Origin of the sequence: Undibacterium sp. YM2 (genome assembly GCF_009937975.1) — a bacterium.
Lineage (GTDB): Bacteria > Pseudomonadota > Gammaproteobacteria > Burkholderiales > Burkholderiaceae_D > Undibacterium.
On record NZ_AP018441.1, the window covers coordinates 5,810,721 to 5,836,940 of the forward strand.

General features: G+C 51.6%; 30 protein-coding genes. 14 read left to right on the plus strand and 16 right to left on the minus strand.

Translation table 11 applies throughout. The features are described from left to right. Positions 1–60: 60 nt before the first annotated feature. On the minus strand, positions 61–573 hold the full coding sequence (locus UNDYM_RS26700) for a DUF1269 domain-containing protein (protein ID WP_232063610.1): 513 nt from the start codon (positions 571–573) through the stop codon (positions 61–63). A 446-nt stretch (positions 574–1,019) separates the two neighbouring features. Here UNDYM_RS26700 and UNDYM_RS26705 point away from each other — a divergent pair, with 446 nt between their 5' ends. Continuing rightward, positions 1,020–1,763 carry an ABC transporter substrate-binding protein gene (locus UNDYM_RS26705; protein WP_162043858.1) on the plus strand — a complete coding sequence of 248 codons (744 nt, stop codon included), beginning with the start codon at positions 1,020–1,022 and terminating at the stop codon, positions 1,761–1,763. A 55-nt stretch (positions 1,764–1,818) separates the two neighbouring features. On the opposite strand, the gene UNDYM_RS26710 is transcribed toward UNDYM_RS26705, so the two are convergent. Further along, on the minus strand, positions 1,819–2,211 hold the full coding sequence (locus UNDYM_RS26710) for a VOC family protein (RefSeq protein ID WP_162043859.1): 393 nt from the start codon (positions 2,209–2,211) through the stop codon (positions 1,819–1,821). A 76-nt stretch (positions 2,212–2,287) separates the two neighbouring features. Continuing rightward, complete coding sequence (locus UNDYM_RS26715) at positions 2,288–4,435, minus strand: S9 family peptidase (protein WP_232063611.1); 2,148 nt, start codon at positions 4,433–4,435, stop codon at positions 2,288–2,290. Positions 4,436–4,699: 264 nt separating this feature from the next. On the opposite strand from UNDYM_RS26715, the gene gshA reads away from it, so the two are divergent. Continuing rightward, the gene (gshA, locus tag UNDYM_RS26720) at positions 4,700–6,346 is read left to right on the plus strand and encodes a glutamate--cysteine ligase (RefSeq protein ID WP_162043860.1); all 1,647 of its coding nucleotides are present in this window, start codon (positions 4,700–4,702) and stop codon (positions 6,344–6,346) included. A gap of 76 nt (positions 6,347–6,422) precedes the next feature. Here gshA and UNDYM_RS26725 read toward each other — a convergent pair whose 3' ends face one another. The 7 genes from UNDYM_RS26725 to UNDYM_RS26755 form a co-directional block, all read right to left on the minus strand. Continuing rightward, positions 6,423–6,647 carry a hypothetical protein gene (locus UNDYM_RS26725; RefSeq protein WP_162043861.1) on the minus strand — a complete coding sequence of 75 codons (225 nt, stop codon included), beginning with the start codon at positions 6,645–6,647 and terminating at the stop codon, positions 6,423–6,425. Between the two features lie 165 nt (positions 6,648–6,812). Next, a complete protein-coding gene (locus tag UNDYM_RS26730; RefSeq protein ID WP_162043862.1) occupies positions 6,813–7,604 on the minus strand; it encodes a TIGR00266 family protein in 792 nt (263 codons plus the stop codon). A 138-nt stretch (positions 7,605–7,742) separates the two neighbouring features. Further along, positions 7,743–8,291 (minus strand): cysteine hydrolase family protein, encoded by a 549-nt coding sequence (locus UNDYM_RS26735; protein ID WP_162043863.1) that lies wholly within the window; start codon positions 8,289–8,291, stop codon positions 7,743–7,745. A 2-nt stretch (positions 8,292–8,293) separates the two neighbouring features. Beyond that, positions 8,294–9,022: a metallophosphoesterase gene (locus UNDYM_RS26740; RefSeq protein ID WP_162043864.1), complete on the minus strand. Its 729-nt coding sequence runs from the start codon at positions 9,020–9,022 to the stop codon at positions 8,294–8,296. Positions 9,023–9,041: 19 nt separating this feature from the next. Beyond that, positions 9,042–9,572: an N-acetyltransferase gene (locus UNDYM_RS26745; RefSeq protein ID WP_162043865.1), complete on the minus strand. Its 531-nt coding sequence runs from the start codon at positions 9,570–9,572 to the stop codon at positions 9,042–9,044. 35 nt (positions 9,573–9,607) lie between these two features. Next, the gene (locus tag UNDYM_RS26750) at positions 9,608–10,165 is read right to left on the minus strand and encodes a helix-turn-helix domain-containing protein (RefSeq protein WP_162043866.1); all 558 of its coding nucleotides are present in this window, start codon (positions 10,163–10,165) and stop codon (positions 9,608–9,610) included. Between the two features lie 80 nt (positions 10,166–10,245). Further along, the gene (locus UNDYM_RS26755; protein ID WP_162043867.1) at positions 10,246–11,421 is read right to left on the minus strand and encodes an aminotransferase class V-fold PLP-dependent enzyme; all 1,176 of its coding nucleotides are present in this window, start codon (positions 11,419–11,421) and stop codon (positions 10,246–10,248) included. A gap of 170 nt (positions 11,422–11,591) precedes the next feature. On the opposite strand from UNDYM_RS26755, the gene UNDYM_RS26760 reads away from it, so the two are divergent. The 3 genes from UNDYM_RS26760 (at position 11,592) to UNDYM_RS26770 (ending at position 14,918) form a co-directional block, all read left to right on the plus strand. Next, on the plus strand, positions 11,592–12,998 hold the full coding sequence (locus tag UNDYM_RS26760) for an ankyrin repeat domain-containing protein (protein WP_162043868.1): 1,407 nt from the start codon (positions 11,592–11,594) through the stop codon (positions 12,996–12,998). A gap of 124 nt (positions 12,999–13,122) precedes the next feature. Continuing rightward, positions 13,123–14,133: a M14 family zinc carboxypeptidase gene (locus UNDYM_RS26765; RefSeq protein WP_162043869.1), complete on the plus strand. Its 1,011-nt coding sequence runs from the start codon at positions 13,123–13,125 to the stop codon at positions 14,131–14,133. Continuing rightward, positions 14,130–14,918 carry an alpha/beta fold hydrolase gene (locus UNDYM_RS26770; RefSeq protein WP_162043870.1) on the plus strand — a complete coding sequence of 263 codons (789 nt, stop codon included), beginning with the start codon at positions 14,130–14,132 and terminating at the stop codon, positions 14,916–14,918. The genes UNDYM_RS26765 and UNDYM_RS26770 overlap by 4 nt, the downstream gene beginning before the upstream one ends. Here the strand turns inward: UNDYM_RS26770 and UNDYM_RS26775 are convergent. Beyond that, positions 14,881–15,795, minus strand: coding sequence for a LysR family transcriptional regulator (locus tag UNDYM_RS26775; protein WP_162043871.1), 915 nt, complete (start codon positions 15,793–15,795; stop codon positions 14,881–14,883). The two genes, UNDYM_RS26770 and UNDYM_RS26775, sit on opposite strands and share 38 nt — an antisense overlap. A 127-nt stretch (positions 15,796–15,922) precedes the next feature. Here UNDYM_RS26775 and gstA point away from each other — a divergent pair, with 127 nt between their 5' ends. From gstA to UNDYM_RS26810, 7 genes are all read left to right on the plus strand, one after another. Continuing rightward, complete coding sequence (gstA, locus tag UNDYM_RS26780) at positions 15,923–16,528, plus strand: glutathione transferase GstA (RefSeq protein ID WP_162043872.1); 606 nt, start codon at positions 15,923–15,925, stop codon at positions 16,526–16,528. 27 nt (positions 16,529–16,555) lie between these two features. Then, positions 16,556–16,759, plus strand: coding sequence for a 4-oxalocrotonate tautomerase family protein (locus UNDYM_RS26785; protein WP_162043873.1), 204 nt, complete (start codon positions 16,556–16,558; stop codon positions 16,757–16,759). A 56-nt stretch (positions 16,760–16,815) separates the two neighbouring features. Then, complete coding sequence (locus UNDYM_RS26790; protein WP_162043874.1) at positions 16,816–17,193, plus strand: nuclear transport factor 2 family protein; 378 nt, start codon at positions 16,816–16,818, stop codon at positions 17,191–17,193. 28 nt (positions 17,194–17,221) lie between these two features. Next, positions 17,222–17,416, plus strand: coding sequence for a hypothetical protein (locus UNDYM_RS26795; protein ID WP_162043875.1), 195 nt, complete (start codon positions 17,222–17,224; stop codon positions 17,414–17,416). A gap of 536 nt (positions 17,417–17,952) precedes the next feature. Next, on the plus strand, positions 17,953–18,930 hold the full coding sequence (egtD, locus tag UNDYM_RS26800) for an L-histidine N(alpha)-methyltransferase (RefSeq protein ID WP_162043876.1): 978 nt from the start codon (positions 17,953–17,955) through the stop codon (positions 18,928–18,930). After that, positions 18,893–20,161, plus strand: a complete 1,269-nt coding sequence (gene egtB / locus UNDYM_RS26805; protein ID WP_370529413.1) for an ergothioneine biosynthesis protein EgtB — start codon at positions 18,893–18,895, stop codon at positions 20,159–20,161. The genes egtD and egtB overlap by 38 nt, the downstream gene beginning before the upstream one ends. A gap of 6 nt (positions 20,162–20,167) precedes the next feature. Next, positions 20,168–20,458: a DUF427 domain-containing protein gene (locus UNDYM_RS26810; RefSeq protein WP_162043877.1), complete on the plus strand. Its 291-nt coding sequence runs from the start codon at positions 20,168–20,170 to the stop codon at positions 20,456–20,458. Between the two features lie 3 nt (positions 20,459–20,461). Here the strand turns inward: UNDYM_RS26810 and UNDYM_RS26815 are convergent, their stop codons facing one another. The 5 genes from UNDYM_RS26815 to UNDYM_RS26835 all read right to left on the minus strand — a co-directional run bounded on the left by UNDYM_RS26815 (position 20,462) and on the right by UNDYM_RS26835 (position 24,134). Next, positions 20,462–20,944, minus strand: coding sequence for a hypothetical protein (locus UNDYM_RS26815; protein ID WP_162043878.1), 483 nt, complete (start codon positions 20,942–20,944; stop codon positions 20,462–20,464). A 69-nt stretch (positions 20,945–21,013) separates the two neighbouring features. Further along, positions 21,014–21,523: a DUF1269 domain-containing protein gene (locus UNDYM_RS26820; protein WP_232063612.1), complete on the minus strand. Its 510-nt coding sequence runs from the start codon at positions 21,521–21,523 to the stop codon at positions 21,014–21,016. A gap of 158 nt (positions 21,524–21,681) precedes the next feature. Continuing rightward, complete coding sequence (locus UNDYM_RS26825; RefSeq protein ID WP_162043879.1) at positions 21,682–22,596, minus strand: hydroxymethylglutaryl-CoA lyase; 915 nt, start codon at positions 22,594–22,596, stop codon at positions 21,682–21,684. A 94-nt stretch (positions 22,597–22,690) separates the two neighbouring features. After that, complete coding sequence (locus tag UNDYM_RS26830) at positions 22,691–23,590, minus strand: fatty acid desaturase (protein ID WP_162043880.1); 900 nt, start codon at positions 23,588–23,590, stop codon at positions 22,691–22,693. Between the two features lie 13 nt (positions 23,591–23,603). Then, positions 23,604–24,134, minus strand: a complete 531-nt coding sequence (locus tag UNDYM_RS26835; RefSeq protein ID WP_162043881.1) for a hypothetical protein — start codon at positions 24,132–24,134, stop codon at positions 23,604–23,606. Positions 24,135–24,339: 205 nt separating this feature from the next. On the opposite strand from UNDYM_RS26835, the gene UNDYM_RS26840 reads away from it, so the two are divergent. Then, entirely contained in the window at positions 24,340–25,593 is a 1,254-nt protein-coding gene (locus UNDYM_RS26840) for a histidine kinase N-terminal 7TM domain-containing protein (protein WP_162043882.1), read from the plus strand. After that, on the plus strand, positions 25,509–26,219 hold the full coding sequence (locus tag UNDYM_RS26845) for a sensor histidine kinase KdpD (RefSeq protein WP_162043883.1): 711 nt from the start codon (positions 25,509–25,511) through the stop codon (positions 26,217–26,219). Before UNDYM_RS26840 ends, UNDYM_RS26845 begins: the two co-directional genes overlap by 85 nt. The last annotated feature ends 1 nt before the right edge of the window (position 26,220 follow it).

Below are 26,220 nucleotides of genomic sequence, written 5' to 3' on the forward strand. Positions count from 1 at the left end.
GCACCCTGGCCGCAAAGGACAAGGTGCGTGCATGAAGAGAACAGCCCTGTAACTACTCCATTAGCTGAATACCGGCACATGCGGATCAACACCGCCGAAGCGGATTTCAGGATGACGATTACTGACGAGTTGCTGGATTTCTGCTATCCGCTTGAAGGGCACATCCACCATCAGCAAGACTTTGCCGCTGTCTATGTCGTCCATAAAAGGCTGGAGACTGGAACTGGGTATGGACTTGGCTGCCTTGCCGGATGCCCAGGAGCCAAATAGCGAACCACCTATTGCAGAGACCAGTACCGCCAGTATGCGCATTTCCATGCCTTCGGGCGGGAAGATGAGCCACAGTCCACCAGCCAGCAAACCAGCGATACCGCCGATGAGCATGCCAACTTCGGCACCATGTATGAGGTCAGTTTTCTGGAAAGAATTGGCTTCCGGCATATCGGCTGGCAGCGTGCCTTCCCTGGCGCAAAAATGCATGTGTCGCTCATCTATGCGTGCAAGTAAAAGTTCATCGAGCATGGCCCTGGCGCTGGCCAGATCAGGCAACATGAAATACAGTCTGCGTCTCATGACTATCTCCATCAAGGTAAGAAAGCACTGAGGCAGTTGCGAGAATATCGCGGTGACCACCATGGTCAGGGGACAAGACAGCAAGCATCGTATGCTCTGCCGGGTCGCTTGCAAGATCTGCCGGGCCTATTGTTCAAGCTTGCCTGACCATCTTGGTTTTACAACAATCTCCAGCAGAAAAAACGACAGGATGTGCAACTGCCTTAATCATTGTTATAGACAATTCCAGGCAAAATACAAATGGCAAATTACTCTCTTTCTGGACACTTATTTGGCAGAAAAAATCAGCCAAAGTGATAAAAATTCGCTTGACCAGCCCGGCCATAGCCTGAATACTGGAATTTCTCTGGGAACATGATTTTTTCCCAGACTTGCAAGCTTGGTAAAGCGACCAAAAAATGGCTGCATCAAGCTATATTGGGCTACATTTGCAGTATGGGACTGAGATGAGAAAATTCATTTTCCTGCTTGCTTTGCTATTCAACCTGCCCAGTCAGGCGCAGCCCGCTGCCGAAGGGCAAATCAAATGGGTCTCTGCAGAATTACCTCCGTATCTGTGGTTACAACATAATGTACCGCAAGGCTACGTCTATGAATTGATTGCGGCGATGTCTGCGCAACTGGGGCGCAAACCCGATCTGAGTATTTATCCCTGGGTCAGGGCAATCAAGATGACCAAGGAAGGTCAGAATTATGGCGTCTTCCCGCTGGACAGGACAGCAGACCGTGAAAGCAGTTTTAAATGGCTGATACATCTGGGCACAGCGCCTAACCGTTTTTTTGGCAAGCGCTCTGGCAGTGTCAATATAGAAAACGCAACGCTGGAACAGTTGCGCGGCTTGCGTGTGGGTATAGTGCGTGGCTCTTCGCTGGAAAAAGATTTGCACGCCCAGAATTTCCGTAATATCCAGTATGAAAAAGACTACCAGAGCCTGCTCAAGTTATTGCAACTGGGTGGCCTGGATGCCGTGTATTCCGGCTATGCCATCATGACATCAGCGATAGAAGAATATGGCTTCCGCCTGGAAGATTTCAGCACAGGTCTGAACATGGGCAGCGCCGAACTGTATATGGCCAGTTCCATGAATGTCAGTGAAGATGAAGAACGGGCCTGGCGCAAAGCCTATGAAGTTTTACATAAAGATGGCACGGTACAAAAGCTGCGCAAGAAATATTTTTCCTGGGAATAGCAGCCCTGCTTTTTAAACAAAAAGAGGGCTGCAATGATGGCAGCAATGGTGAGTCTCACCCTCCCATGGGCGTGCACAATTCCACCAAACTGCCATCCGGGCAACGCAAATAAGATACCACCTGGCCCCAGGGTTTTTCAGCCGGGGCAGACAATTCCTGGGCACCCGCAGCAATTGCCTGCGCATGGGCAGCAGCCACGTCTGTAGTAGTAAATGCGACCTCCATGCCCAGCGGTTTTTCTGAGCTGTGTGCAGCCACATGACCGCAGGAATAATTCATATCGCCCATGGCGTGTGCAGCAAAAGCCAGCGTCGTGGCACCGGTATCGAGTTCGCCATACATGCCTGACTCATGCAGGAAACGGGTGGCAAATCCAAAGGCTTTTTCAAAAAAGGCCAGCGATGCGGCAACGTCAGGGACGTAGATAATGGTGTAAGCGAAGTTCATGACTCATTCCTTATTTTTTCAACAGACTGGAGCCGGACTCATCATGCAGGAGGAGTCCAGCTTAATGACAAGGCAATTATTCTTTAATACCCCATTGCGACAGCATCCAGGCCATATTGAATGCATTTTCACGCAGGGCATCATAACGGCCTGATGCACCACCATGCCCTGCTGCCATATTGGTTTTCAACAGCAGAGGATTTTTATCGGTTTTGAAATCACGCAGTTTGGCCACGTATTTGGCGGGCTCCCAGTACATGACCTGGCTGTCATTCAAGCCCGTGGTCACCAGTATGGCTGGATAAGCCTTGCGCGCGATATTGTCGTAGGGTGAATAGCTGCGCATATAGTCGTAGGCCGGTTTTTCATTCGGGTTACCCCACTCCAGGTATTCACCCGTGGTCAAGGGCAAGCTGGCGTCCATCATGGTGTTCATGACATCAACAAAGGGCACGGCAGCATGCACGGCATGGAACAAGTCAGGACGCATGTTCACGACTGCCCCCATCAGCAAACCACCGGCACTGCCGCCCTGGATGATGAGCCTGTCTGCACTGGTCCATTTCTGTTTGATTAGGTAGTCAGCACTGTCGATGAAATCATAGAAAGTGTTTTTCTTTTTCATCAGCATGCCATCTTCATGCCAGTGCTCACCCATGTCACGGCCACCGCGTATATGCGCCTGCACATAAATAACGCCACGGTCCAGCATGCTCAGACGGCTGGAGGCAAAGGTCGCTTCGGTTGATATGCCATAGCTGCCATAAGAGTACAACAGCAAGGGAGCAGAACCATCCAGTTTCACTCCCTTTTTATACACGGCCCACAGTGGCACCTTGACGCCATCCCTGGCAGTCATCCACAGGCGGCGGCTCTCATATTTGCTGGCATCATAGCCACCCACCACTTCCTGCTGTTTGAGCACATAACGCTGGCCAGTCGCCATGTCCACATCCAGTGTCGTAGGTGGCGTCACGGGAGACTGATACGACATGCGGAAACGGGTGGCAGAAAATTCCGGCGTACCGCCGCCTATCGCAAGATAAACCGGATCATCAAATTTAACCGTTTTCCATTGCTTGCTGTTGAAATCATAGATGCGGGCACGGTTCAGGGCCTGGGTCTTTTCTGTAACGACCATATAATCCTTGAACAGGTCGGCACCAAAGACCAGTACCTCAGGATCATGCTTGACCACTTCCTGCCAGTGCTTGCTGTCCGGTGTCGCCAGCGGCGCACGCACAACGCGGAAGTTCTTGGCATCCTTGTTAGTGACGATATACAAATCGCCATTGCGGTGTTCCAGATGATAGCGGTGGCCTTTATCACGACCCAGTACGCTGTGGAATTTTTCTTGCGGTTTATCTGCCGCCAACAGCATGACTTCACTGGTATCAGTGGCATGGATATTGACAACGATGAACTTCCTGTCGCGGGTGGTACCGACTTGCAGGTCAAACTGCTCGACGGCCTCATGCAGGACTTCTACTGGCGGCTTGCCTATCTCCATGCGGAACAGGCGGTCTGAGCGTTTGGTGGTGGCATCTTCCTGCACATAGAACAGGGTCTTGTTATCTGCAGCCCAGGCCATTGACGTCACACGTGGCTGGCTGTCGCTGAGTATTTCGCCGGTACGCAGATTCTTGATTTGTAACTGGTACTGGCGATAACCCACCGTGTCTGTCGTATAAGCCAGCAATTGCTCATCCGGGCTGATGGAGCTGCCACCAACAGCAAAGAACTTTTGCCCCTTGGCCATTTCATTCTGATCGAGCAGGATTTCTTCTGTGGCCTTGTCGTCATAAGCCATGTCAGAACCTGCACGACGGCGGCAATATAGCTGATATTGCTTGCCCGCCTCGGTACGCGAGTAATAATAGTAATTGCCACGGCGCACAGGTACGGACAAATCCACCTCTTTCATCCTGCCCTTGATTTCTGCATACAGTTTTTCCGACAGGGGCTTGATGTCTGCAGTCAGTGCTTCGGTATAGGCATTTTCCGCATTCAGGTAGGCGATGACCTCAGGATTTTCTTTTTTTTGCAGCCAGCGATAATCGTCAGTGACGACCTCGCCATGCCGGGTTTCCTGCCATTTGACCTTAGCTGCCACGGGCGGCACGGGAGAAGAGCCTGGTGTGGGCTCAGCGGCCAGCACCAGACCGGAAGTTGCCAGACCAAGTACACTGGCTGACATGAGTACAGACATCTTTTTGATAGACACTTCAACTCCTGTATGAAATTAATTAGGGCATTCTAAAGCGATGCCAACAAAACAAGGAAATTTTTCTTTCATTGCTGCAATGCGGGATTGATTGGCCTTCGTTGACCTTGAAACCAGCTGGTCATGAGACTGTTATAAACTAAAAAAGTTTTCATATATGTAATTTGAGCGGTGTCGTATGCCATTTTCATTTTTCGGCTATGCTTGCTCGATATTTTTTGCAAATCTGATTGCAAAGACAACAAAATCCTGAAGGAAGACACCGTGAGCACTCTGTTAAACCGACGCCTGGCACTACTCGATAGTGATGCAAACCGCCCGCTGCTGGCCGGTGGCCTGCGTGGCATAGAAAGAGAAACCCTGCGCGTGAATGCCGATGGCAAGCTGGCCTTGACACCACATTCACCGGCACTGGGTTCTGCCTTGACGAATCCACAGATCACGACGGATTATTCTGAATCCCTGCTGGAGTTCATCACCCCGGCTGAGCCAGACATTGCTACGGCACTGGAAGAACTCGACAATATCCACCGTTTTGCCTATACCGTCATGGGCAATGAAATGCTGTGGCATCAATCCATGCCTTGCAGCCTGCCGGAAGAAAAAGACATCCCTATCGCCTGGTATGGCAATTCGCATATAGGCATGATCAAGCACGTCTATCGCCGCGGCCTGGCCCTGCGTTATGGCAAAAGCATGCAATGCATCGCGGGCATACACTACAACTATTCCTTGTCTGAAGATTTGTGGAAAGTCTTGCAGCAGGCAGAAGGCAGCAAGGGCAGTGCCAAACATGTGCAATCCGAGAGTTACATCGCCCTGATACGCAATTTCCATCGCTATAGCTGGCTGCTGATGTATCTGTTCGGCGCCTCGCCTGCGCTATCGACACCCTTCCTGCGTGGCCGCCCGCATCAACTGGACACTTTATCAGACGATACCCTGTACCTGCCGTATGCGACCAGCCTGCGCATGAGTGATCTGGGTTACCAGAACAATGCCCAGTCCGGCCTGGTACCACCGTATAACACCTTGCTGGAATATATGCGCAGCCTGTCGCTGGCAGTACGCCAACCCTACCCAGCGTATGAAAAAATAGGTACAAGGCAAAACGGTGAATGGGTGCAGATCAATACCAATGTACTGCAAATTGAGAACGAGTTTTATGCCACTATCAGACCCAAACGTGTCATCAAGACTGGTGAACGTCCAGTGGAAGCCCTGTGCGCACGTGGCGTGCAATATATAGAAGTGCGCTGCATGGACGTCAATCCTTTTGACCCGCTGGGCATCAGCCTCGAAACTTCACGTTTCCTCGATGCCTTCCTGCTGTTCTGTGCTTTGGAAGAAAGCCCTTTGACGAATCAGGTTGAAGGCGATGAAAATGTCGAGAATTTTGCGCTGACCGTCAAACAAGGCCGCCGCCCCGGCCTGATGCTGTCGCGCCAAGGCGAAGCCATTTCACTACAGGACTGGGGCAAGGAATTACTGGAACGTATCGCGCCGGTAGCAGCACTGCTCGATGCACAACGTGGTGATGGCAGCCATGCGCAGGCCATGCAGGTGCAGATTGAAAAACTGCACCACCCCGAACTGACGCCTTCAGCCAAAGTGCTTGATGCGATACGCGCCGCAAATAATTCTTTCACTCAGTTCGCCCTGCAGCAAAGCACGCTGCTGGCAGAAGAATTCCGCGCCCGCCCACCCGCACCAGAGCAACTGGCCTTGTATACCAGCATGGCAGAAAAATCATTGGCGGAGCAGGCAGAGATGGAGAGCACGCAAAGCGGCAGCTTTGATGAATTCATCACCCATTACGGCTCACGCACTTCCAGCGAAATATGCTGTGAATCCTTTAATGAGGCGGCCTTGATGCAAAATATGGAAGCACAAGCAACAACAGCAAATTAATCTCTGCTTGATTTCTACTTTGTCAGGAGCTGTTGTGCGGCTGATGTTTGCCTCGCTACCGCCATAAGCTCCTGTCTTATTTCTTCTCTGTACCCTTGGTGCGCAAGTCTTCGCGCTGTTTTTCATATTGCTCGTAGCTAGTCTTGTTTTGCTGCAGGCAAGTCTTGCGTTCGTTCCAGTCCTGCAGTTTTTCACATTGTCGCTGGTTGGAGTCTTGTCCCAAGTCATAGACAACCGCACAGCCTGTCATGGCGAGTTGGCTGGAAAGTATAAAGGACAAGGCGAGTAATTTTTTAAGCATGGCAACCTGGGTAAATTTATTGAATCAAAGTAGTAATACGCTATAAGCTGCAAGATAGACAGGAGTAAGCCGAATTTAGTTCCGATGAAGTGTATTTACTCCACCAAAAACACAAAGCCCGCTTGTACAGAGCACAAACGGGCCAAGTTTCATAAAGAAAGCAGTTTATTCTTTTTCAAACAAATTGCCAAGACCACCAAGTACCGAGCCTTGCTCACCGCCCTGGCTGCCACCAATTTTTGATGCGCCGACGATGCGGTTAGCCAGACGTGCCAGAGGCAGAGATTGCAGCCAGACTTTGCCAGGGCCGCGCAGGTGGGCAAAGAATATGCCTTCACCGCCGAACAAGGCTGTTTTAACGCCGCCAACAAACTTGATGTCGAAATCCACTTCCTGGGTAAACGCCACCACGCAGCCACTATCGACGCGCAGGGTTTGTCCAGGATGCAGGGTCTTTTCTATGATGGCACCACCGGCATGCACAAATGCCAGGCCGTCACCTTCGAGTTTTTGCAGGATAAAGCCTTCGCCGCCAAAGAAACCGGCACCCAGACGTTTTTGAAAGGCGATACCCAGTGACACGCCTTTGGCAGCACAAAGGAAGGCATCTTTCTGGCACAGCAGGGTACCACCGAGCTGATCCAGATGCATGGGGATGATCTTGCCAGGATAAGCCGCACCAAAGGCGACTTTTCGCTTGCCCACGCCACCGTTCATGAAGACCGTGGTGAACAGGGATTCGCCTGTGACCAGGCGCTTGCCGGCACCCAGCAATTTACCAAAGATGCCAGTCTGACCGGCAGAACCATCGCCAAAGATGGTTTCCATCTGTATGTCGTCTTCCATGTAGAACATGGTACCGGCTTCACCTATGGCAGCTTCGCCTGGATCGAGTTCGACTTCGACGAATTGCATATCGTCGCCAAAAATTTCATAATCTATGACATCCATCGCCATGGTAGTTCCCATACAGTAAATTAATCCGCAGACCCATGCGGCAGTGCGGGCATTTTATGAAATTTTTGGGTTTTGGGGTAGGTGGTGGCAGCGGTAATATTCAGCGTAAATTACCGCAGCGCATGTCAGACAGTGTCTTTAGTCCAGCAGGACTGCCGTATTGAGCACAGTCGCATACTCACCCTGCAGATTGCTGAGCGCATTGATGTGCACTTCTTCAGCCGTCTGTGGTTTGCCAAGAAAATCCAGTCTGTCAAAACTGAAGCAGGCATCAGCCACTACCGTGGTGTTGAAACCGAGGTTACCAGCACTGCGGACCGTTGCCTCGACAGACATATTGGTACTGACACCGACGATCACGAGCTCCTTGATACCTCTTACATGCAGCCAGCGCTCCAGACCCGTATTGACGAAGGCATCCGTCACATTTTTCTCGACTACATATTCACTGACCAAAGGCAGTAATTTCTCTTGAAATTCATTGCCTGGCTGGCCTGGCCAGAATACTGAAGCGGGTGAGCGCGACATGTGCCTGACATGCACAACAGGCCTGCCTGCCGCACGCCATGCTGCCAGCAACTGGCGTATATTTTCTTCTGCATCCGGGTTATTCCTGCGTCCAGATTTGGGGTCGGCCATGCCACGTTGCATGTCGATGATGATCAGGGCTGTCTCTTGTTTTTTCATATTTATCCGTTCATGTAGCCACTACTTAAGGCACACACCCAGTCTGCCCGCCCACGCAAGGCCGCAAGTTCTGCCATGTGTTGCCAGGCGTACGGAACATTGATCAGGCTGGCTGTCCAGCCATGCTGCCTCTTTTCCAGGATGGCATAACGCGCATCGGGTGAACCTGACTCTATCTTGTGCGGGTAAGGGTAATCATATTCGTAGGCAGGGTGACCAACACTGCCAGGATTGACGATGAGTTGCGCTACCGCCGTACGTACACTGCGGGCAACATGGCTATGGCCACAGGCGATAACGGCTGCAGTTTGCGGTCCCAGTCTGTCCTGCACTTCTTGCGCAGTGGCATTCCTGTCGGCCACCTGCAGCAAGGTGGTGTTGTCGCTGGCTGGCGTGCCATGACAGAGCAAGACTTCTGCGTTCAGTTGCAGCACTGGTTTCAAACCCGCCATCCATGCTTTTTGTTCTGCTGTGGTTTGCTGGTGTGCATACGCATCGCCAGAGCCTGAGCGCTCATTCAATTCCAGTATCTGGCGTTCATGATTGCCTGCCAGATGTATCCAGCCAGTTTGCGCCATCAAAAAATCTGCCGTCTCTTTTGGCAACAAGGGGCCAGACAGACTGTCACCGAGATTGACGACTTGATCAACAGCACGCAAGCGCAGATCGGCAGTAACTGCTTCCAGAGCGGCCAGATTACCGTGTATATCTGAAATCACTGCGATGCGCATTTGCTTTACTCCGCTTTATCTACTGAATCTGCTTGTGAAAAAAAGTCGTCCCGCAAAATTCGCCATCCGGCATCAGGGCATAATTGGGTACCACGCCCACTTTCTGCCAGCCTGCGCGCTCATACAGGCGTTCGGCATCGCCACCTGTGACGGTATCAAGCACCAGCACAGACTTGCCTGCGGTTTTGGCGGCTTGTTCAACTGCCGCCATGAGGGCTTGTGCAATGCCTTTGCGACGCGCCTTTCTGTGCACCAGCATTTTGGCGACATCGGCACGGTGCGGCTGGTTGTCTGGCATAGCCGTGATCAATTGTACCGTGCCCAGGATATCGCCGCTGTCATCGCGGGCAACCAGCAAGACCCGCTCCTTGCGCGCCACGCCTTCAGCCACGCCCTGCCAGAATTGCAGCGCACGTTCGCGCGGCAAAGGCCACATGAAGCTGACAGATGCACCACCGGCTACACAGTCCGTCAATACCTCGGCCAATGCAGCTACATTTGCCTGCGCTGCTGCGGCATCGAGAATCTGGATGTGGACTTGCTCAGACATGATTTACTCCATGAGTTGAAAACTGAAAGAGACTGCTACTTGCACAGCGCCACCAGATAACGTGCCGCGATTTTTCCAGGATTATGGAAGGTGATAGGTTTATCCAGGCCCATGGAAAGACAATCGCCAGTCTGCAAGTCCCAAACCTGCTCCCCAACGGAGAGACGCATCTGGCCCGCCATTATCCAGACTTGCTGCTGTATATCGACATCACGATGGAAACTGTCGTAGCGCACGGTTTGTCCCGCCGGGAATTCAACTTCGACTAGTTGAAGAGGCGAAGGCAGGCCGGGGGAGAGATTGCGGCGCATATAGCCGGAAGCAGGATCAGTCCAGCACACCTGCTCGGCCAGACGCGAGACTGGCAAAGCCGCGGCAGCAGGCGTGCTGTCCTCAAACAGGGACGCCAGCGTCACCCCCAGTCCCACAGCCAGTTTGTCTAGCGCGGCTGCAGTGGGGCTGCTCTCGCCTCTTTCTATGAGCGAAATATTCGAACGGCTGACGCCGCTGCGCTTGGCCAGCGCATCCAGCGACAGTTTTTGCTGATCGCGCAAGTCACGCACCCTGCGGGCAATAATCGTATTGATATCCATAATTTCCATTATATAGGATATTTAAATCCTGTAAACTGGAAATTATTTCTTTACTTCCTTGCGACTACATCCCGCCGCGATCAGGCTTGCGTCAGTTGTTTGATCGCTGCTACCAGCTTGTCGAGGTCTTCCAGGCTGGTATATAAATGCGGCGTCACCCTGACGATGTCATGCCCATCCAGATCGCGCGTGACGGTAAATATCTTGTGTTCGCGCATGAGGTAATCAACAATCGCATGACCAGAATTGCCTGCGATACCAAAACCGGCAATCGCGCACGAGCGTTGCGGGTCCGTCGGTGTCATGATGCGCACATCGGGCAGGCCACGCACCTGATTGACCCAGTATTGCGTCAGGTAGCGCAGGCGCGCTTCCTTATTGGCCGAACCTATGGATGCATGAAACTGCAGCGCGTCCAGCACCGTCAGGATATTTGCTGGCGGCACCGTACCGACTTGCGTGAATTTGAAAATCTCATTGTCGGCAAATTTGGCATTGCCAAACAGCGGCGCAATATCCGCGACCCGGTTCTTGCGTATATATAGCATGCCCACGCCCAGCGGCACACCCAGCCATTTGTGCAAATTCACCGCAACAAAATCTGCCCCCAACTCGGTCATGCGATAGTTCAGATGAGCAAAGGAATGCGCCGCATCAACCATGACATCAACACCGTGACGTTTCGCCATGGCCGTGATCTTGGCAATCGGCATGATCTGCCCTGTCCTGTGCACGATGTGGGTGACCAGTATCAGTTTGGTTCGGGGTGTAATCGCCTGCTCATACTGGGCCACGATTTCTTCATCACTGGCAGGGTCGAAAGGCAATTGCAAATGCCGCAGTTGTATCTGCTTGCGCTGTTCCAGCATCAGCAGGGTATCGATGACGAGATCGTAATCATGGGTAGCCAGGATGACTTCATCACCCGCCTGCAAGGGATAACCTTGCAACAGAATATTCATGCCCTCAATCAGATTACGGGTCAGCACCAGCTCGCCCTCATCCACCCCACAAAAATCCTTGAGCGCCTGCATGACTTGCACAAACATAGGCGCATAACGCACCCGCAAGAAATACGAAGTCTCGGCATTCACCTGCGCCTGATAACGCTGGAAAGCTTCAAACACAGGCTGTGCCTGCACGCCGAAATAGCCGTTTTCGAGATTGATGAAATCTGGCGAAACGGTGTACTGGTCACGGATATCTGACCAGTAAGCCTCATCATCTGCTGCGATGTGTTGCAAATTATTAGACAAAACAAACTCCTGTTTTAATTCACGCGGATAAAGCATGTGATAATCTGACTTCGAATGACATACCGTCAGCTTTCATAAAGAGATGTGCGTTGAGATGAAAAGTTCCCTAAAACAAATCGAATGATCACATCAATCTTGTTAATGCCGGTCTTTTGGACCAGTGCTTACCCATGCGAAGATTTGAGCCAATAAAAACTCCGGTCCTGTTACGTACCATACATAACAATAGTGCCAACTTAATCGAAGAAGTAAAACAGATAATAGCTCAAGAAACGGGCCCTGATCACATAGCCGAGTGTGAGAAACCAGCACTAAGGGTGTTGTCCTACAATGGTCGCTTTGACGTGGTCAAATTGCTGCTGGATGCTGGCGCCAAAGAATCTGAGCTTAACTGGACAGATGTCATGCAGGAAGTCGCATTCGGAACGACTGCGAGCCTGAAGCAAAAAATCGAAGAAACAGGTGATCTGGAGACGGCAGATTTTTTGTCGCGCACACCATTTTTAATTGCGGCTCTTCTTGGTGACATTGAAAAAGCGCGTCTATTGCTCAAACTTGGCGCAAATAGAGAAGCGGTGGGTTTTGGTGGTAGAAATGCGACTCAATATGCGGTCCAGACAAATCAAATACCTATGTTGACATGGTTGCTTGAGGAGGGATTCAGTATTGAAGCCACTGACAATCATCTTAATACACCCTTAATCCTGGCGGCAGAACTTGGGCTGACTGACTGCGTAAAATTTCTGCTTGAACGAGGTGCTGATATCTCTAAAGGCAATCACATTCCTTATCGAGCAATTCGAGTGGCAAAGAATTTGGATATCGTTGATCTGTTGGTCAAATGTGGCGAAGACATCAACGACATCAGTTCCCAAATGCATGCAAATTTGCTGGGAATAAAACACAATGCTTCACCTGTCGTACCAAAAGATGATTATCTCAATGGAAGATACAGAGAATTCGGTACAGGTAACGCCATAAAAACCAATAAACCCTTTTGGTTGGCGATGATACGCTCCGGCGCTTCTGCATGGCGTGCAAATGAAATGTTTCATGATGAAGGCAGCCACGATGGCAACATCATCTGGTGTTATCAGCGCTTTGGCAGAACAACTACTATCTTGCCCGATGGCCGCATCATAGAAATCGGTGGTGAGCATGAAGATTTTTACGATCCCGATTTTTGCATTTACAACGATGTTTGCGTCTTTGAAAAGAATGGCAACATCAACATCTACAGTTACTCTGCCGAGATATTCCCTCCAACAGATTTTCACACGGCGACACTGGTTGATGAAGACATATACATCATCGGCAGACTAGGCTATCCAGAAACACGGGTTGCAGGATTTACGCCTGTCTATAAACTGGATACGAAATCACTGCAAATCAGTCGGTTTGACACTACGGGCGACAAGCCTGGCTTTATCAGCCATCACAAGGCAAAACTCAAAGATGGCAAAATTTTAGTGTCTGGTGGAAAGCAAATTATCTTGAGCGATGGCAAAGAAGACTATATCGACAATACAGAAAATTTCCAGCTATGCTTGAAAACCGGCGTGTGGTCAGTTGCATAAAGCTGCTTTGAAAAGTTTGTCATCTGTTGGTCATAAATGACCAATTCGCCCCCGAAGCCCCATCCTTCTTGCATTCTGCGTATAGCTCCTCTAGCATGGCGTGGTTAACTTTTAAGCACGCGCCATGTCTGCACTGCCTGAACTGAATGAATTGGAACGCATCATCGCCCTTGGCCGTGGACAGCTGGAGGTCGATGTCTTGTGCGAGGTCGCGGTCAAGAGCAGGCAATTCCCTGTGTATAAACTGGCGCTAGGTAACCCTGATACCAGCCTGCCCGCCATCGGTTTTTTTGGTGGCATACATGGGTTGGAGCGCATAGGCACGCAAGTCTTGCTGACTTTCCTGCGCGGCCTGCTGACACGGCTTTCCTGGGACAAGAGCCTGCAACATATGTTGCAGGATGTGCGCCTGGTGTTCATGCCATTGATCAATCCCGGCGGCATGTGGCAGTCAACGCGTTGCAACCCCAGTGGTGTTGATCTGATGCGCAATGCGCCAGTCGAAGCGCAAGACAAGGTGCCTTTCCTGCTCGGTGGACATCGCTATAGCCCGCGCCTGCCCTGGTATCGCGGTGCTGCCGGCGCAGAGATGGAAGCAGAGAACCTGGCGCTGTGCCGCACCGTGCAACAGGAATTGCTGGCCCGCCCTTTCAGCATGGCGATAGATTGCCACTCGGGATTTGGCTTGCGTGACCGCGTCTGGTTTCCGCATGCGCACAGTGTGCATCCCATCGACCATCTGGCTGACATTCTGGCGCTGGAAGAATTATTCGAGCAGACCCACCCCAATCATTCCTACCTGTTTGAACCACAAAGCCTGCAATACCGCACCCATGGCGATATCTGGGATTACCTCTACCTGCAGGCGCAGCAGGACAGCAGCAAGACCTTTTTGCCACTGACGCTGGAAATGGGATCCTGGCTATGGGTCAAGAAAAACCCGCGTCAGTTATTTTCGCGGCATGGCATGTTCAACCCGGTAGCGCAGCACAGGCTGAGCCGGGTATTGCGCAGGCATAATTCCTGGCTGGATTTTCTGATGCGGGCAACTTGCGGCCATGCGCAATGGCTGGCGCAGGGCCCTACCCGCTTGCGTTTGCAAGAGCGTGCTGTAGCACGCTGGTACCGGCCATGACGACCTGGGTATTATTGCGCGGTCTCATGCGCGAGAGCAGGCACTGGGGAGATTTTCCTGCACACTTCCAGCAAGCTGTTGGGGCGGAGCGTGTGCTGTGCCTGGACTTCCCTGGCAATGGTCAATTACATGCCGAGCATAGCCTGACCACGGTAGCCACAATGGCAGATCATTGCCACCGGCAGTTACAGGTACAAGGGGTAGCAGGACCTGTGCATGTACTGGCAGTTTCGCTGGGTGCCATGGTGGCGCTGGCCTGGGCAGACCGGTACCCGGATGACTTGCAACGCATGGTGCTGATCAATACCAGCGTGGCACCGCATAATCCCTTTTATCACAGGCTGAGACCGGCAAATTATCCGGCATTGATTACGACCATGCTGTTTGGCTCAAGCGAGCAGCGCGAACGCTTGATCTTGCGCATCACCAGCAATCTGCAAACTGCAGAACAGGTCAAAGCAATTATCAAGCGCTGGACTGCATATGCGCAGGAAAAGCCTATTAGCGTGGACAATATCCTGCGGCAATTACTGGCCGCCATGCGTTTTCGTGCGCCGCCATATTCGGATAAAGTTCCGCTACTCTTGCTGGCAGGTGAGCAGGACAAGCTCGTCAATGCAGCTTGCTCACGCAAACTGGCAGGCTTATGGCATTGCCCTCTGCACTTGCATCCCACGGCAGGCCATGACTTGCCACTCGATGATGCGGGCTGGGTCATACAACAAGTTGTGAACTGGCAAGTGGATATTAATTTTGCGCCAGCTCTGCCACCAGAAAATCAATGAACACCCTGACGCGCAAGGGCAGATGACGGTCACGCGGGTAGAGTAATGAAAATGGCCGGGTGCGCCCTTTGAATTCTTGCAGCACTTCGACCATGCGGCCAGCCCGCAAGTCCTCTTCGACCATAAAGCGCGAAGATTGCATCAATCCTGCGCCATTTTTTGCGAGGGTGATGATGCCCAGCAAATCTTCAGAGCAGGTGAGCCCACCTTTGGTCGGCCAATCGACATCCACGCCATCGCGCCTGAATATCCAGACTATATTTTGCCCGGCACTGGGCAAGACAAATTGCAGGCATTCATGCCTGTCCAGGTCTTCCAGCCTGGTCGGCACGCCAAAACGCTGCAGGTATTCTGGCGTGGCACAGACCACGATCTCGGTATCCTCAAGACGGCGCGCAATCATGCCTGAATCCGGCGGGTTACGGCCACGTATGACCAGGTCAAAGCCATCGGCGGTCAGATCAACATTGCGGTTGCTGAGTTGCAAATCCAGTTTGACCAGCGGATACATCTGGCGGAATTTTGCCAGCAGGGGCAGCACCCGGTAATGCCCGTAAGGCGTGGGCATGCTGATGCGTACCAGGCCAGCCGGTTGCATTTGCTGGCCGGACACTTCACGCTCAGCCTCTACCAACTGGTTCAGCGCCTGGCGGCATTGCACAAAATACGCACGCCCAGCCTCGGTCAGCCGCAATTGCCGCGTGGTGCGTACAAACAGGCGTACACCTATGCGTTCTTCCAGTCTGGCGATTGAACGGCTGACAGCAGCTGGCGTCAGGCCTGCCGCATTGGCTGCATCCTTGAAGCTTTCCAGCTCTGCAGCCAGGCAAAACAATTCTATGCTGCCCAGCAACACATCCGCAAAATGTCGATTCACATTACACCATGTAATTTATAAAGTAACTTTCGCCTAGTTTATCAACTATTTCGTTTGGCATAGTATGCCGTCACGCCCTGCCCATCATGGCAGTTCAGCCAGTCAACCTTTATCGAAAGCCAAACCCATGAAACTCTATTTCTCCCCAGGTGCCTGCTCTTTGTCCCCACACATCATCCTGCGTGAAGCTGGCCTGGATTTCACTTTGCAAAAAGTCGATACCTATGTTCATAAAACTGCCGATGGCCTGGACTTCTACAGCATCAATCCCAAAGGCCAGGTGCCCACGGTAGAACTTGATAATGGCGAGATACTGACCGAGGGCTCCATCATTGCCCAGTACATCGTCGAACGCGCAGAAAACCGCGATCTGCTGCCAGCATCCGGCCTCGCACGTTACCGTGTGCTTGAGTGGCAAAACTACATCAGCTCAGAATTGCACAAGTCCTTCGCACCACTGTTTGATGCTGACATGCCTGCCGAAGGTAAAGCGCGTGTCGCAGAACTCTTGCGCAAGAAATTTGCATGGGTTAACAGCCGCCTCGAAGGCCGCACTTACCTGACCGGTGACACCTTCACCGTCGCCGACGCTTATCTGTTCACCGTCAGCGGCTGGAGCAAACACGTGAACCTTGATATCAGTGACTTTACCCACCTGCAAAAATTTCTCGCCAGCGTCAAGTCCAGGCCGCATGTACAAGCGGCACTAAAAGCCGAAGGCCTGCCTTCCTGATATCATCAGCAGTGAAGAGAGCAAGCCATGCCCTATGTACTCATACAGGTCACCCGCGAAAATGTCAGCGCAGCACAAAAAGCCGAACTGATAGCCGGTGCCACCGATTTGCTGGTACGCGTACTCAACAAGGATCCTGCCACGACTTTTGTCGTCATAGAAGAAGTGGATACTGATAACTGGGGAGTAGGCGGCATACCAGTCACGCAATTGCGTCAGTTGCAAGCTTAGCAGCACGAAAAAACAGGGTGGCTGACAGCCACCCTGCTCAAACAAGAAAGGCAAAAATGGAAACTGCATATCCCGACATCATCGCCATGCTGAACCGTTACTTCGACGGCCTGTACCACAGTGACACCAGCATACTCGCCCAGGTATTCCACCCCGAAGCCCATTACTACTGCGCCACCGAAGGGCATTTACTGCACCTGGACATGCAGCAATACTTCCCCGTCGTCGATAAACGCCCCGCCCCCGCCAGCAAAAACGAAACTCGCCGCGACCGCATCCTCTCCCTAGAAATGGCAGGCCCGGTCACCGCCTTCGCCCGCGTCGAATGCGCGATTGCCAACAAGTTTTTTACTGATTTTTTAACGCTGGTAAAACTGGATGGGAGGTGGCAGATTGTGAGTAAGGTGTTTCATTTTGAATTGATGGATGTTTGAGAGGAAAAGTGACTCATATCCTGGCAATATGAAACATGGTCGCGTTGACATTGTTTTTGAATTTGAAGTTGCTTTTGACGTTGCCTTTGATTTTTTGCAGTTCCCATGTGTAGACGCCGTTTGTGTGGTACAGAAAATGGAAAAAGAAGGGCCGCTGTTTGAGCCGCAGGCGAGTTTCGGACCTTCCCATTTTTTGTACTACACAAACGGGAACCCCCTTTAGGGGGCGGCTATGCCTGGGTCGCCTTTTTGGCTTACCTTTTTGGCGAAGCAAAAAGGTAAGTAGCCGCCGGTCTATCACCGGCCTGCAATCTTAAATGACGTGTACATGCATTTGAAAAGTAAAGACTTGAGCAATACGAATCAAGCATTAGACGCTGCAACAGTATGCGACGAACGCCGCTGGATTCCAGCTAACCCCATGCTGGAATGACGCTAATAAGGGTTTCGGTAATCGAAGGCTTACGACTCGGTAAACTTCTTACAAAGTCTGGTTCGAATATCAGTCAAGTAAGCTGCTGTGCAAAACTCAAAGAAATCACGTTATTGAGATTACCCCACTTTGTAGGAAAACCACCCGAAAAAACACCACCTCAAGATTTTTCAAACAATAAGTTGTACACTGTGCCACACCAGAGTCAACAACCAGACTCACAGGCAAGCTCTGCATAAGGCGGGCTGAAAGCAAGGCCGTATTGAGTATCAAGCACAGACCAGGATCACACTGGTCTGCCGATTGAATTTCTTAGCCCCAACATCATGTCCGAATCCACTAGTGTAGCTGACGCTGCCAACAGCGTCGCCAGCGTGCGCAGCACCGCAGCCCACATCATCCGCGAGCTGGAAAACGGCCTGCTCGCCGAAGCCGCCCATACCTCACCCAAGTATTTTTATGATGCGGTAGGCTCGGTCTTGTTTGAAGCGATTTGCGTACTGCCGGAGTATTATCCCACCCGTACTGAAGCAGAAATTTTTACCCAGCACATGGCCGACATGGCGCGTGTCATTGGTATAGGCGGCAGCCTGATAGACCTGGGGGCGGGTAATTGCGCCAAGGCAGCACGGCTGTTCCCAGTGCTGCATCCTGACCAGTATGTGCCCATCGATATTTCAGTCTCTCATTTGCAGGATGCGGTACGGCGCTTGCAGCAGCGCTTCCCGCACATAGAGATGACGGCGCTGGGGCTGGATCTGGCACAGGACTGGAAACTGCCTGCAGAAGTAAGGCGTGACAAACGGCTGTTCTTTTACCCCGGCTCATCGATAGGTAATTTTGAACCGGAAGAGGCACTGGCATTCCTCTGCCATTTACGTGCTGCCTGTGACAATGATGCGGGCATACTGATAGGTGTGGACCTGATCAAGGACAAGGCCTTGCTGGATGCCGCCTATGACGACAAGTTGGGTGTCACCGCTGCCTTTAACCTGAATCTGTTACGCCATATCAATCATTTGCTGCGCGCTGACTTTGATGTCAGCCAATGGCAGCACGAGGCGTTTTTCAATACAGAAAAATCCCGCATAGAAATGCATTTGCGCGCCAGGGAAAATATCCAGGTCAACTGGCCGGGCGGACAAAGAAATTTTATCAAGGGTGAACACATACACACGGAAAACAGCTATAAATACAGCATACAGGGCTTTAATGCCTTGCTGGCCGATGCTGGTTTTTCCCATAGCTGTCACTGGACGGACAAAAATGAATGGTTCGCCGTTATCCATGCCAAAGCTGCTTGATCCCCTCACAGAGCCGGGGCAAAACCTGCAACAAGCGGGCATGATTGAACGCTGGCAAGCAATCCGCTTGCGCTCAGTCGCGATTGCTGCGCCTCTGTCTGCCGAAGATTGCATGGCACAGTCCATGCCAGATGCCAGCCCCATCAAATGGCATCTGGCGCATACGACGTGGTTTTTCGAAACCTTTATTCTTGAACAGTTTGAAACGGATTTTCAGGCTTTTCACACTGATTTCAGAGTACTCTTCAATTCCTATTACAACGGTGTCGGTGACAAGCACCCGCGCCCGCAACGTGGCTTGCTGACACGGCCATCGCTGGACACCGTACTGGCCTACAGACGCAATGTCGATGAACGCATGCTGCAATGCCAGGACAAGCTCAGCGATACCCATTTTGCATCCCTGCTGGAACTGGGCATGCAACATGAACAGCAACATCAGGAGCTGATGCTGACTGACATCAAGCATCTGCTGTCATGTAACCCTTTGTTCCCGGCCCTGTATCCCGCAACAGATATGCGCAAACCCATGCCTGCCTCTGACACCCTGAGCTGGCAAGATTATGATGCCTGCCTGTGTGAAATTGGCCATGAGGGCAAAGGCTTTTCCTTTGATAATGAAGGGCCGCGCCACCGCCAGTTTCTTGAGCCTTTCCAGCTCGCGACGCGTTTGATCTGTAATGCAGAATACCTGGAATTCATAGAAGATGGTGGTTACCAGAATTCCGCCCTGTGGCTATCTGAAGGCTGGGACTGGGTGCAGCAGCAAGACCTGCGTCATCCACTGTACTGGCGCTATGATTTCCAGCAAGGCTGGCAGGAGTTTGGCCTGCATGGCTTGTTGCCGCTAAATCCGCAGCAGGCACTTGGCCATATCTCGTATTTTGAAGCCAGTGCCTTTGCGACCTGGGCAGGGGCGCGCCTGCCGACTGAAGCTGAGTGGGAATATGCAGCACAGCAACATGAGCTTGAAGGCCAACTTAGCCAGTTGTTTGGTCATGGCTGGCAATGGACCAGCAGCAGCTACAGCCCCTACCCTGGCTTTGTCCCGGCAGCAGGTGCAGTGGGTGAATACAATGGCAAATTCATGGTCAATCAATATGTCTTGCGCGGCTCTTCAGCTTTCACCCCTGCTGGACACAGCCGCAACACTTACCGGAATTTTTTCCCGGCAACGGCGCGCTGGCAGTTGACAGGTTTGCGCCTGGCACGATCACTTATTGAGGAATAATTTTTTATGCCCACCGCAAAATGGAAAGATACCATCATCGCCCAGGCCAGTGATGACGAAATTGTGAAGCTCGAAGGCAATATCTATTTCCCTGAAAAAAGCGTCAATCCTGAACACTTGCGCGATAGCGACAAACACACGGTTTGCCCATGGAAGGGCACAGCCAGCTATTACGATATCGTCGTGAATGGCGAAATCAATGCCGGTGCTGCCTGGTATTACCCAGAACCCAAGGATGCGGCTAAAGAAATAAACGGTTTCATTGCCTTCTGGCGCGGGGTAGAAGTCTTGTCCTGAATATCAAGTAACTGCCTCCAAAGACTGTTCCAGTTTCCTGGAAAAAAGAGTCATTTGAGTAAGATCAAGAGCAAGTATTGCGCAGACTATAAGTAATGGAATCAAGACATCAAAGCCCGTTTTTGAGAAAAAAATCGCAAGAAAAATGATCCACAAATAAAGAGGTAGGACAAACACATTCAAACGCACGACAAAACTCTTCTCTGGCACAGAAAAGGAGGCAGACAGACCTGTGAAACCAATAAATCTGCTTAGGTGAATACTCAATTCTTTGTCATGTATTTTTTTCACTTTATTTACACTAGAAATTTTTTTGGCTCGCTCCAGCATTTGCTCGGCTGAGATATCATCAGACAACATCAAGCTACGCTTAAATAAAAGCAAACCGCCCCGCAAGAATTTCGGTGTCCAAAAGAATAAAATAATAAGCGCACAAAGCAAAACAAAAGCGCTCAAAGACACTATTGCTTCAGGTTCCAAATACATCTATTTTTCTCCGGTATTCTCTCTTTCCAATGAAGATAGAAGAATACCAGAACAAGTGCGTTGCTGGCCTCAAGGAAAAGCCGGTATATGTGGCTCGACCCCGCCGTAACGAAAACCGGGATGCCTGCTGGCCATCATCTCTTCTGTCTGTTTTACCTTGCTCAGCGGCACATCAACAATGAGCAGGACTTGCCCATCTTCAATTTCTTTTTCAAAAGCTTTCAGCCGTGAATTGGGAATGGCGGCGGCAGCCATGCCTGATACCCAGGAGCCAAATGCGGCACCGCCAACGGCTGCGACCAGCAAGGCGATGGTACGCATTTCCAGCCCCTCAGGCGGGAAAATCAATAACAAACTACCGGCCAATAAGCCGGTAGCTGCACCGACTACCATGCCCAGTTCCATGCCATGGATGAGATCGGTTTTCTGGAAAAAATTGGCCTCCGGCATATCATTGGGCAGGCTGTCTTTTGCCAGGAAGTGAATATATCTTTCTTCTATACGTGCCAGCAATAATTCATCGAGCATGGCTCTGGCAGCAGGAATAGTGGGAAGCATAAAATAGAGACGACGGCGCATGATGGCCTCCTGTAAAAAATCTCAGGAGGCTGCAATGGGGAAATTATAGATGCAAGGCAAGAACAGGGTGCAAAGCCTCCTGCTTAGTTATAGCAAAGATGAGCGAAAGGTCAAAACATATCGCCCATTTCTCCCACCTCACTCACTCTTCACAGGTCTTAACCCAAACGTTTCGCTGCCAGCGCATTACCAGCACGGCTGACTGCCTTGCGACCCAGATGCGCAGAAATGAATTGCCCTGCATCCACCACGGCATTCAAGTCTATACCGGTTTGTATGCCCAGGCCCTGCATGAGGAAGAGCACATCTTCTGTCGATACATTACCGGTCGCACCTTTGGCATACGGGCAACCACCAAGGCCAGCAACGGAGGAATGGAAGATGGAAATGCCGACTTCCAGACTCGCATAAATATTCGCCAGTGCCTGACCATAGGTGTCGTGGAAATGGCCGGACAAAGCCGCAATAGGAAAGTCCTGCGCCACCTTTTGCATGACGTTTTGCACTTGCCGCGCCGTGCCTACACCTATGGTGTCAGCGATGTCGATTTCATCGCAACCGAGATCACGCAAACGCTGTACCACGTCAGAGACACTATCAACGGCGACTTCACCCTGGTAAGGGCAACCAAAAGCGCAGGAGATACTGCCGCGCAAGCGTATCTTGTTTGCTTTTGCCGCTTCGGCCACTTCGCGGAAGCGTTCTATCGACTCTGCAATCGAGCAATTGATGTTTTTTTGCGCAAAGGCTTCCGAGGCTGAACTAAAAATCACTACTTCATCAGCACCTGCTGCCAGTGCGGCTTCAAAGCCTTTCATATTCGGTGTCAGTACAGAATAAATGACACCAGGCTTGCGCGTAATACCGGCCATGACCTCTGCCGAGGTTGCCATTTGCGGCACCCATTTGGGCGAGACAAAAGAGGCTGCTTCTATATTCACAAAGCCAGCCGCGGTCAGACGGTTGACCAGTTCTATCTTGACGTCGGCGGGTATGCTTTCTTTTTCATTTTGCAAGCCGTCACGCGGACCTACTTCAACGATTTTGGCTTGCTTGGGCAGTGATGCATTCATGTTGTTTTTCCTTTGAAGGCGATTACATCATTTTACCCCCAAGCTGGCTAAAGCCAGTACCTTCCCGTATTTCTACTTGTGCCAAAAGACCAACTCAAATCACATGCAATACCGCAACACCCAATTTATCGAAATAAGGGTCCAGCCTGTCTGCCAGTTGCGGCAGGTTATAGCTGGGCACTTGTGGATACAAATGATGCTCAAGATGATAAGAAAGATTGAACAACAAGGCCGGTATGATCTTGCCTCGCAAGCTCCTGGCTTGTCCCAGTATGCGGCTGTCCGGTTTGAAGTGCGGCAACCAGGCGGTGGTGACTGGATACAGGCAAGAACCTAGGTACATGAATACGCAATAAATCAGCGGCGCAGCAGTCCAGGGCAAAACAAGTATGGCAATCACAATTCCGAGGATGGCAGCGCACAGTTCGGCCAGCATCCAGCGCTTTTGTACAGGTTTTTTGGCAAGCCGGTAAGCATGCAACCAATGACGTGCCAGATAGGTAGGCCCGGCTTTCAGCGCGCCCATCAAGCTCAGGTGTGCAGGGCTACCTTCAAAATCATCATGCTCCAGGCAATGGCTATGGTGATGCAGATGCGCCTGGCGGAAGGCATGGCCACTTTCCAGCAGCAGGATACTCATGGCAAACAAGAGCCATTCTGTACTGCGTGGCTTGAAACCGGCAGCGCCATGCAATACATCGTGGGTGAAGGTCACCGAGACCAGAAAGTGCAACACGAAAACCAGCGGCAGCAACAGGTAATACTGCATGGAGAAAACCATGGCATAGACAGCCAGGGTCAACAATGGCAACACTGGCCAGATCAGGCGTTTCAATTTGCTGGCATTCAACAAGTCCAGGCCCAGACTGCTCAGATTAGGCAAGCCAGCCTGGCGGCGGCTGAGCGGGCTTATGGCAGCTCGTGCGCGCGATGCGACTGCACTACGGCGGGCGACAGGAAAGACCGTATCAGTCAAGGTAACGCTATGGTTCATGTTCTTCCCCTGATCAGGCACGCAGCAAGTTGGCAAAGAAAAAGAACAGGTAGATGCACACGACCAGACTTGCATCCAGGTACTTGATACCCCAGCGTTGAAAAGCAAAGCTCATCGCTCTGTACAAATGCTGTATGAAAGAAACCGGCATCCTCAGCGATGGGTAAAACATGAGCAATGCCAGCCATCTGGCGCCAGGAATGAACAGCAATGGCAAAACAGAAATAGCCTGGGCCATGCGGTAGCCAGTCAACAGAAATTCATTGCGCGGACTTAAGACATGCCAACGAAAACCCATTACATGCATGGAAAACGTAAATTTTTGCCGCTTGACTTTGGGCAAGCCAAACAAGATCAGCGACAAAATCCCATGAGCGAGCAAGAGACCAAAATCCACCAGCAAGGCGTAAACAAGGTTTGCCCTGGCAAAAAATTGCAGCACAGGTGTGATGAGCATGGCCCAGGCCAGGATGCGGTTGAACCTGACCCAGTTGGCTCTGGTCAGTAAAGTGAAATGGGGGAAGCTTGATGTCGTTAGGTTCATGATTTTTCCTACTGCACTTGATTGCGGCTTTTTGGGTGGCAGGTATGAAAACTGCCTGTCTCCTTATTCGCAAACTGCGTGCCAGTCAGAAATACTTCATAAGCCCTTGTTTCTTAAGGAAATTCAATTTATGTCTCAGCAAAACTGTAAGCTTGCTATATAGTTGGCTGAAATTTACTATCAAGATGCTTAACAGCTACCGGCCATGAACGCCTACGGACTTTATTTTTTCTCACTTGCTTTGCAGAGCGTCATCAGCCCCTTGCTGGCTATCTGGCTTTGGGTAAAGGCAAGTCAACAACCAGGCATGAAGGCGCTGGCACTGTTTTGCGTGGGTATAGGCCTGTGGGCAACAGGGCAACTGGCCATCAACCTCGGTGATGCCAGGACTAGTGAACTGGGCAAAATACTGGTCAATACCGGCCCTGTGAATGCCGTGTTTTTCCTACATTTTGTGCTGCGCTTTTTGGGACGCTTGCGACCAGCGAGCATCATCGCCTGGTATGCAGTAGCCCTGCTGGTGGTGCTGGGGATTAATATATTCGATATGGGTAGCCTCTTGCCCTGGCTGGAATTCAAGCGCTACTACATCTTCCCGGTCTGGGGCTGGATACCCGGCATTTTTGTCAGCGGCCTGAGTACCTGGGCTTATCTGCTGTTGCTGATGGCCTGGCCTGCTGCTGCCCCCAAAAAAAGGGGGCAAATTCTGGCCGCTTGCCTGGCTGGTGTCTGGGGTTCGCTCTCAACCCTGATGTTTTTGAATGCCTCGTTCGGCATAGCCATCTTCCCTTATAGCGTGATCCTGCTGCCGTTTTATGCCGTCTTGCTGGTACTCGGCATCCTGCGCTATGACATGATGGTGGTTAACCTGTGGGCCAACCGTTTCCTGGCCTGGCTGGCCCTGAGTGTGCTGACGGTCGCCATTGCGGGTCTGGTACTGAGCCTGGTGGCGCAAACCGGCTTCAGCCCGCTGGCAGCCTTGCCACTGTGGCAGCTATGGTTATTGGGCACTGCCATGTTGCTCATCATGCTGATACTGGAAAGGCCAGTGCGCAGTTTTATGGAAAAACTGGTCTTTCCCGGCGCGCATCTGGAGGCGGCCGTGCTCAGCAACTGGCGCATGCAGTTAGAGTCGGCGACGAACTGGGAGGAACTGGGCGCGGTTGCATCAGCGTTATTGGAAACGCATTTGCGCCAGCCCATGCCTGTCTTGATATTCCACGCAGGAGCACCAGACAGCCACGCTGCCGAGCAAACCTGTGTCATCTGTTACCGGCAGCAGGCACAGTCTGCCCACGCAGAATGGCATTACGAATTGCGACACTGGGAGGGAGCGACCCCCAGTGTGCAAAGAGTGGGGCAGTATTCGGTGCCTTGCTGGCAGCAGCAGCCGGACGCCTTGATCAATTATTGCGTTATGCAGAGCAGGAAAAACAGCGTCTGCAACAGGCACATCTGACGGAACTGGGTGGGCTGGCAGCCACCGTCGCCCATGAATTGCGCAACCCTCTGAATATCATCAGCATGGCTGCCGTTTCTTGCCCTACTGATGTACGCAACGACATACGCGAGCAGATAGAAAGAGCAGATCATCTGATACAGGATTTGCTCAGTTATTCCGGTGAAGTGCGGCTGACTTGCCAGCCTGTCCATATGGCAGAATTGATTGATAACATCATGACGCAACTACGCCCTACTGCCATGGCGAATAGCGTACAAATCAGCAGCGATATCGAAGAAAATTTACATGGATATATAGACCGCATGCGCACTGAACAAATACTCAACAACCTGCTCAATAATGCACTGGCGATGTTGCGCGGCAGACCAGATGCGCGCATCCATATCGAAGCGTGTACAGACAAACAGATGCTGAGACTGCGCATCTGCGACAACGGCCCTGGCATACCGGCAGAACAAAAAGCCGATTTGTTCCAGGCTTTCAAGAGCCGCCGCCCCGGTGGTACGGGCCTGGGCCTGGCGATAGTGCGCAGGCTGGTGGAAGCCCATGGCGGCAGCGTGGCGCTGATCACTTATCCCGGCTGGAATTGCTGTTTTGAATTTTATCTACCCACATCACCATGAC